This is a genomic window from Phycisphaerae bacterium (genome assembly GCA_024102815.1).
GTDB lineage: Bacteria > Planctomycetota > Phycisphaerae > UBA1845 > UBA1845 > JAGFJJ01.
In genome coordinates this window covers 103815-111198 of sequence record JAGFJJ010000018.1, presented here as the reverse complement: position 1 = coordinate 111198, position 7384 = coordinate 103815, and the positions used below count along the sequence as shown (strand labels likewise).

The 7384-nt window shown below is 64.3% G+C and carries 5 protein-coding genes; all 5 read left to right on the top strand.

Going from position 1 to position 7384, the window contains the following annotated elements; all coding sequences use genetic code 11:
- Nucleotides 1-34: 34 nt before the first annotated feature.
- The 5 genes from J5J06_06125 to J5J06_06105 all read left to right on the top strand — a co-directional run bounded on the left by J5J06_06125 (nucleotide 35) and on the right by J5J06_06105 (nucleotide 7172).
- A complete protein-coding gene (locus J5J06_06125) occupies nucleotides 35-145 on the top strand; it encodes an IPTL-CTERM sorting domain-containing protein (protein ID MCO6436648.1) in 111 nt (36 codons plus the stop codon).
- 357 nt (nucleotides 146-502) lie between these two features.
- A complete protein-coding gene (locus J5J06_06120; GenBank protein ID MCO6436647.1) occupies nucleotides 503-1186 on the top strand; it encodes a hypothetical protein in 684 nt (227 codons plus the stop codon).
- A 255-nt stretch (nucleotides 1187-1441) separates the two neighbouring features.
- The gene (locus J5J06_06115) at nucleotides 1442-3601 is read left to right on the top strand and encodes a thrombospondin type 3 repeat-containing protein (protein MCO6436646.1); all 2160 of its coding nucleotides are present in this window, start codon (nucleotides 1442-1444) and stop codon (nucleotides 3599-3601) included.
- A gap of 503 nt (nucleotides 3602-4104) precedes the next feature.
- Nucleotides 4105-4758 (top strand): hypothetical protein, encoded by a 654-nt coding sequence (locus tag J5J06_06110; GenBank protein MCO6436645.1) that lies wholly within the window; start codon nucleotides 4105-4107, stop codon nucleotides 4756-4758.
- Between the two features lie 254 nt (nucleotides 4759-5012).
- A complete protein-coding gene (locus tag J5J06_06105) occupies nucleotides 5013-7172 on the top strand; it encodes a thrombospondin type 3 repeat-containing protein (protein MCO6436644.1) in 2160 nt (719 codons plus the stop codon).
- Nucleotides 7173-7384 lie beyond the last annotated feature (212 nt).

Genomic DNA, 7384 nt, shown 5'->3' with positions numbered 1-7384 from the left:
TTGTGGCTTCGGTGAGACGTGCGAGAAGGCGTGCATCGGGAAGATCCCGGCGGCGTCGGAATGGGGCCTGGCCGTACTGGCATTGATGCTGCTGGTGGCCGGGAAGCTGTACTTCGGACGCCAGGTTCAGCCTGTGCGGGTCTAGAAGCGACTTCACTTTGAGTTTAATTTCCGCCCGGTGGCTTTAGCCACTGGGCGGTTTTTTTTGTCTTGACAAAAAAATTTGTCAAAAGGACTTCGGCGGCGGGCGGGTGGCTGCGGTGTTAGTTTGGGAAATATGCGTGTTATGGGACGAGCCTAAGATTTCGTCTCGATTTGTCGGATTCTTGTTGAACTGGGACGTGCATTTCCGTTAGACTCGGCATTTGACCTGGAGTGGCACAATGTGGCCGCCGTGTTACGCGCGGCCGATTGTTGCCGAGATGTTTCAAGTCGTCTGCGCGTCTCGCGGTGGAAAGTGTCATTTCGTTGACACTGCGGGGCAAGGGAGGTCGGAGAAGTTTTGCTGGGACTGATGGCGGACAAGCAGGGTTGGAAGCGATTGGGAGCGGGGGCACTGTGGGTGCTCGCGCTGACGGTCGCAGCCCTACTGATGACTTTCGCCCAACACACGCCGGAAGCGCGTTGGCTGGGCTGGGTCACGCTGCTGCCGCTGTTTTTCGCGATTCGGGAACTCTCGCCGAGTCGCGCGGCCTTGGGGGCGGGTTGGTGGGGCCTGTGCCTTTGCCTGTTTTCCTCGATCGGTCCATTTCATAGTCTGCCATTCGCGCCGCGCAGCTTTGCCTTCCTGGCATGTGTTCCGGCGCTGTACGCGTTCCTGGGGGCGCTGCAAACGCGTCGCGTGGGGTTCAGCCCGCTGATTCTGGGCCTGGGCTGGGTCGGGGTGGAGCTGGCGCTGCAACCGCTGGCGATGCGGCACGGCCTGCTGGCGTCGACGCAGGACGGGGGCCTGGCGCTGCGGGTGCTGGGATTCGTCGGCGGCTGGTTCCTGGTTTCGTTTTTCATTGCCTATGTCAACGCGTCTCTGCTGGAGATGCTGACGGTAGCTTGCGGCATGATCCTGGCCGAGGACCGCCCGGCGTACGAGCGCCTGCGGCTGGTCCGGGTCATCATTCGCGAGCTCTATCTTGCCGATTGCACACACTGCCTGCGGCCGATGGCTCCTCGGCCTCCTCCCGCGTTTTGACCTTCCACGACGGCTTCGCACATGACGCCCTTGGGCGCAGCGGTGAGAAGTTGGAGTCCGTCGAAACGCGTTTCGCTCACCAAGCCAACTAACTTGTTCTTTCGGGTTTTACGACGTGGGTGCCCGGTGCGGATTCTGGACCGGGGTGTTCTCAGGCCCGCTGTGATGCGTCGCCGGTCGGTGCACACGTCGCTTATTGAAGGTAGGGAAGGGGGAGGCGTTCTTTCTCTTCCGGGTACGTTTGGAGGTATGGAAATGAAGGTTTCTAGAATTCTTGTTGTTCTGGCGGTCGCCGCGATTGCGCTTCCGGCGTTTGCACAGAACCTTTCGTCGCAGGGTCCCTACGACGCAAACGCCAACGTGGCGGGCCAGAAGACCCCGACGGGTCACGTTCCGCCTGCGGTGGTTAACGTGTTCGGCGATACCTGCGCGGACGGCGCCGATCTCGGCGTGGTGACGGACGGCGCGACGGCCGACTATGACACGACCGGTTATGCCTGCGAGGACTACACCGCGGGTTGCCCGGCTACGCCCTGCTTCGGCCTGGCTGGTTGCGCCTTTGGCGCACCGGACGCGGTGGCCAAGTTCCAGGTCGATCAGACCGGCGTGTGGCAGATCGCGGCCTGCGGCGGCACGCACGACAATGAGCTCATGGTCATGACATCGTGCGGCAGTGGCTGCATCGCGGCGAATGACGATAGCTGCCAAGGCTGCAGTGCTCCGTACAACGCTACGCTGTCGGCATGCCTGACGGCGGGTACGGATTACTGGCTGGCGGTTGGTGGCTACAGCACCGAGGGCGCGGACACGGTGTCGTTCACGCTGCTTCCGCCGGTGAACGAGTGCACGACCGACGCCGATTGTGACGACGGTATTTTCTGCAACGGCGCGGAAGTTTGCATAAGCGATCCCTGCGGATCGTTCTGCGGACCGGACCCGGCAGGGCTGCCCTGCCTCGGCCCGAAGGCCTGTGATGAGGGTACGCAGTCCTGCATCGCCTGTGTCAACTGGCATTCGTTCGGCGAAGGCCAGTTCTTCTATCCGGCGTCGGCCGGCATCACGTTCGCGGGCGACGATTTCGGTCTGCGTCCGGGTGCGGGTCTGCAGCTCATCAGCTACTCGGTGAGCATGATCGGCCGCGCTGATGCGGCGGTTCCGGGCAGCGCGATCGGCAATCCGTATTTCATCAACACGGCGATCTGGGAGTTTGACGGCACGGGTCTTCCGCTGGCCCCGGTTGTGGGCACGGAGTGCACGGGTCTCCAGGGCACGATCGCGGCGGGCGGCACGCCGGCCGATTACCTGACGTGCGCCCCCAACGGCGGTTTGCCGACCGGCGTTAATATCCCCATGGATCCGTTCAGCATCGGCATCCCGCTGGGCTGGGTCATCATCGAGTACGATGTTGCGGCCAGCGATCCGGGAGCCCGCTTCGGTATGGGTGCGGCCGGTGTCGGCAATCCGTACATCGGTAACGGCTGGGATGCGGCGCCGCTGTTCGGCGTCCGCGTGTTCTTCATCGACGGCAACATCTACAGCAGCAGCAACACCGGTGCGGGTATCGAGAACATGACGGTTTGCACGGTTCCGCTGGGCGCTTGCTGCCTGCCGGATCACAGTTGCGTGAACGTCGAGGAGCAGGAGTGCAACGGGCTGGGCGGCACCTACCTGGGTGACGACACGGCGACGACGCCGAACCTGTGCGAGGATCAGACGGATACGGACGGCGACGGCAGCCCCGATTCCTGTGACGGCTGCCCGGACGATCCGAACAAGACCGAGCCGGGTGCTTGCGGCTGCGGCGTTGCGGACACGAACTCGGATGGCGACACGATCGCGGATTGCAACGACAACTGCGACCTGGTCGACAACGAGGATCAGGCCAATGGTGACGGCGACACGCTGGGCGATGCCTGTGACAACTGCCCGGCCGTGGACAACGAAGACCAGGCCAACAGCGATGGCGACACCCATGGCGATGCCTGCGACAACTGCCCGAACACCTCGAACGAGGATCAGGCGGACGGCGACGGCGACGGCGTGGGTAACGTGTGCGACAACTGCCCGACCGTGTCCAATGCTTCGCAAGCGGACAGTGACGGCGACGGCAACGGTAACGCCTGCGATCTGTGCCCGGGCTTCGATGACGCCCTGGATGCGGACGGCGACGGCGTTCCGGATGGCTGCGACCAGTGCCCGGGTGCCGATGACGGCGAGACGGGTGCGTTGGGCGACGACGACGGCGACGGCGTCCTGAACTGCAACGACCTGTGCAACGGCGCGGATGACGCGGTGTTTGCTCCGGGTTGCATCGGCCAGATCCCGACGGTCTCCGAGTGGGGTATCGCGATTCTGGCGCTGCTGCTGCTCGTGGCCGGCAAGGTGTACTTCGGCCGGCGTACGGCGCTCAGCTAAACCACGTTAAGTGACTCCGGTCGGGGCGGGGATTCTTCCCCGTCCCGGCCGGACCTTTTCGTTCCAAATGCCCTCTGGACAGACCACAGCGGTTTCCCGGAGGTATCTCACAGCGGGCATCTGAATCACCTGACACGGCCGCCGTCCTCGGAAACCTCCGGGGGCGGCGGTTTTTTTTCGCGCCGGGGGGGTACCGGGGGGATGCGGAATCCGCCCCCGGGAGAGGGGTATGGGGGTCCGGAGGGCCGGTGGTTATGGGACGGTCCAGCGAGACTGGCAACGATTTCCGAGATTTGTATTGAAAACGGAATCCTGTTTCCGCTAGATTCAGAGCCAAGCCGAGAGCAGCGCTTGGGGCGGCTTCCTTCGGGGGTCGCTTGAAGTGTTCCAACGCGAGGCAATTCTTCGGCCCATGGTCGCGTGGTGTCTTATGTCACGTCGGTGGCACTGCGGGGCGGTGGAGGTCGCTAAACAGCTTGGTCACGAACATCTGGGATAGCGGATTGGGGAGAAGTGTGCGCGCGGGCGCGCCCTGGGCGATTTGCCTGGGCGGCAGCGCGGCGGTTCTCTCGATTGCGCAGCATGTTCCGGGGGCCCAATGGCTGACCTGGATCGCGCTGGTGCCGCTGTTCCTGGCTATTCGCGACCTTTCGCCGGGTCGAGCGGCGCTGGCGGGTGCGTTCTGGGGGGCGGGGGTTTGCGCGCTGGCGGCGTTGTTCTCGCATCACGGGGCGGCGCTGACGGTTCAGAATGCGGCGCTGCTCGTGGCGCTGCCGGCGTTGTTTTCCTTCCTCGGTTCCCGGCAGACGCGGCGCACGGGGTTCAGCCCGCTGATTCTGGGACTCGGTTGGGTGGCGATCGAGCTGGCGATGCGTCCGCTGGCTCCGCACGGCGGGCTGGTGGTATCGGGCCAGCTTTACGGACCGGCGCTGCGGGTGGTGGGATTTCTGGGCGGGTGGCTGCTGGTGGCGTTCTGCGTCGCCTACGTGAACGCCTCGCTGCTGGAGATCGCGACGCTGGCCTGCGCGATGCTGCTGGTCGGGGATCGTCCGACGTTTGCGCGGCGCATCGAGCCGCGTTTTCAGATTGCAGAAGTCATTCCTGTTTCTCATGCTTGTCATCGCCCGGAGGCTTCCCGGGCGCCTCCCCTTATCTGACGCTTCGCGGCGCGTTCACGATCGGTGCGTGTGGCACCCGGTGAGGATCGTGAGGCGCGGTGTTGTGTCGATTTCATCACCAAACAGTTGATTTGCGGTTTGTTCTGGATGCGACGTGCGTGCCCGGTGGCCGGTGCTATTGGGTCGGATGTGCCCGCTGTGCTGCGTTTTGCGCCCGGGGCCCGCGTCGAAATGTCGGAGGTTGGGAAGGGGGAGGCGTTCTTTCTCTTCCGAGTACGTGTGGAGGTATGGAAATGAAGGTATCTCGAATACTGGTTGTTTTGGCGGTGGCGATGATCGCGGTTCCGGCGTTTGCGCAGAACCTGACGACGCCGCCGAATTTTGATGCGAAGGCCAACGTGGCCGGGGACAAGACGCCGACGGGTCACGTTCCGCCGGCGGTGGTGAACGTGTTCGGCGACACCTGCGCGGACGGTGCGGACCTCGGCGTGGTGTCGAACGGTTTCACGGCGGACTATGACACGACGGGCTACGGGATTGAGGACTACACCGCGGGTTGCCCGGCAACGCCGTGCTTTGGTCTCTCGGGCGCCCTTGGTGGACCCGACGCGGTCGCGAAGTTCCAGGTCAATCAGACCGGTATCTGGCAGATCGCGGCCTGCGGCGGCACGCATGATAACGAGCTGATGGTTCGTACGGCGTGCGGCGGCGGCACGTGCATCGCGGCGGACGATGATAGCTGCAATGCTTGCAGTTCCCCTTGGAATGCCACGCTATCGGCGTGCCTGACGGCGGGTACGGATTACTGGCTGGCGGTCGGTGGGTACAGCAGCGAGGGTGCGGACACGGTGGAGTTCACCCTGCTTCCGCCGCCGGCGGGCTGCGTGACGGATGCCGATTGTGACGACGGCGTTTTCTGCAACGGCGCGGAAGTTTGCGTGAGCGATCCTTGCGGGTCGTTCTGTGCGCCGGCGCCGGGTGGAAACCCCTGCGGTGCGACGTATGCGTGCGATGAGACGACGGATACGTGCATCGCGTGCATTAACTGGCACCAGAATGGCAGCGGCGGGTTCTTCCTGCCGGGTTCTTCGGGTCTGACGAACGTGGCCGATGACTTCGGTCTGCGTCCGGGTGCGGGCCTGCAACTGATCAGCTACGGGATCGACGTCGTGGGCCGCGTGAATACGGCCGTTCCGGGCAGCGCGGTGGGGAATCCGTACTACGTCGATACGGCGATCTGGGAGTTTGACGGTACGGGTCTGCCGCTGGCGCCGGTGGTGGGTACGGAGTGCGACAACCTGTCGGGTCTGATCGCAGTGGGCGGCACGCCGGCGGATCACCTGGTGTGCGAGCCGAACGGCGGTCTGCCGACGGGCGTGAACGTTCCGATGGATCCGTTCAGCATCGGGATTCCGCTGGGCTGGATCATGGTGACGTACGATTTCGCGGCGAGCACGCCGGAGAATCGTTTCGGCATTTCGCTCAATGGTATTGCCGATCCGCTGATCGGCAACGGATGGGACGCTTCGCCGCTGTTCGGCGTTCGCGTGTACTTCATCGACGGCAACCTCTACAGCAGCAGCACGACCGGCGCGGGTATCGCCAACGCCGAGATCTGCACGGTTCCGTTGGGGGCCTGCTGCCTGGCGGATGCGAGCTGCGTGAACGTCGAAGAGGCGGAGTGCACGGGGCTGGGCGGCACGTATCTGGGTGACGACTCGTATACGACTCCGAATCTGTGCGATGACCAGGGTGACGCGGACGGCGACGGCAGCCCCGATCCATGTGACGGCTGCCCGAACGATCCGAACAAGACCGAGCCGGGTCAGTGCGGTTGCGGTGTCGCGGACACCGATTCGGACGGCGACGGCGTCGCGGATTGCAGTGACAACTGCGACATGGTCGCGAATCCGTCTCAGGCGGACGGCGACGGCGACGGTCTGGGCGATGCCTGCGACAACTGTCCGGCGGTGTCCAACCCGAACCAGGCCAACAGCGATATGGATACGCTGGGCGATGCCTGTGACAACTGCCCGACGGTCGCGAACCAGAGCCAGGCGGATGGCGACGGCGACGGCGTGGGCACGGCCTGCGACAACTGCCCGACGGTCGCGAATCCGGCGCAAGCGGACAGCGACGGCGATGGCAACGGTAACGCCTGCGATCTGTGCCCGGGCTTCAATGACGCCTTGGATGCGGACGGCGACGGCGTTCCGGACGGCTGCGATCAGTGCCCGGGTTCCAATGACGGTGCCCAGGGCGCGTTGGGTGACGATGACGGCGACGGCGTCGTGAACTGCAACGACGTGTGCAACGGCGCGGATGACGCGGTGTTTGCTCCGGGTTGCATCGGCCAGATCCCGACGGTCTCGGAATGGGGTGTCGTGATCCTGGCGCTGTTGCTGCTTGCGGCCGGCAAGGTGTACTTCGGCCGGCGTGCGGCGCACAGCTAACGATCGAAAGGAAGGTCCGGTGCGGAGCGGGATTCTTCCCGCTCCGTCCGGACATTTCCAGTTCCTTTATCCTCCGGCCCGAAGTCGAGGGACACCGGGGGTATCTCACAGCGGGCATCTGATTTATCTGACCTGGCCGCCGTCCTCGGTCCCAGAAGAGGTTCGAGGGCGGCGGTTTTTTTGCGCTGGATTCGGGCGCGCGTTGAATGCCC

What these genes read in the sequence shown, in the direction of transcription:
- J5J06_06115 (MCO6436646.1), top strand. Translation starts at nt 1,442, where the DNA reads ATGAAGGTTTCTAGAATTCTTGTTGTTCTGGCGGTCGCCGCGATTGCG.
- J5J06_06105 (MCO6436644.1), top strand. Translation starts at nt 5,013, where the DNA reads ATGAAGGTATCTCGAATACTGGTTGTTTTGGCGGTGGCGATGATCGCG.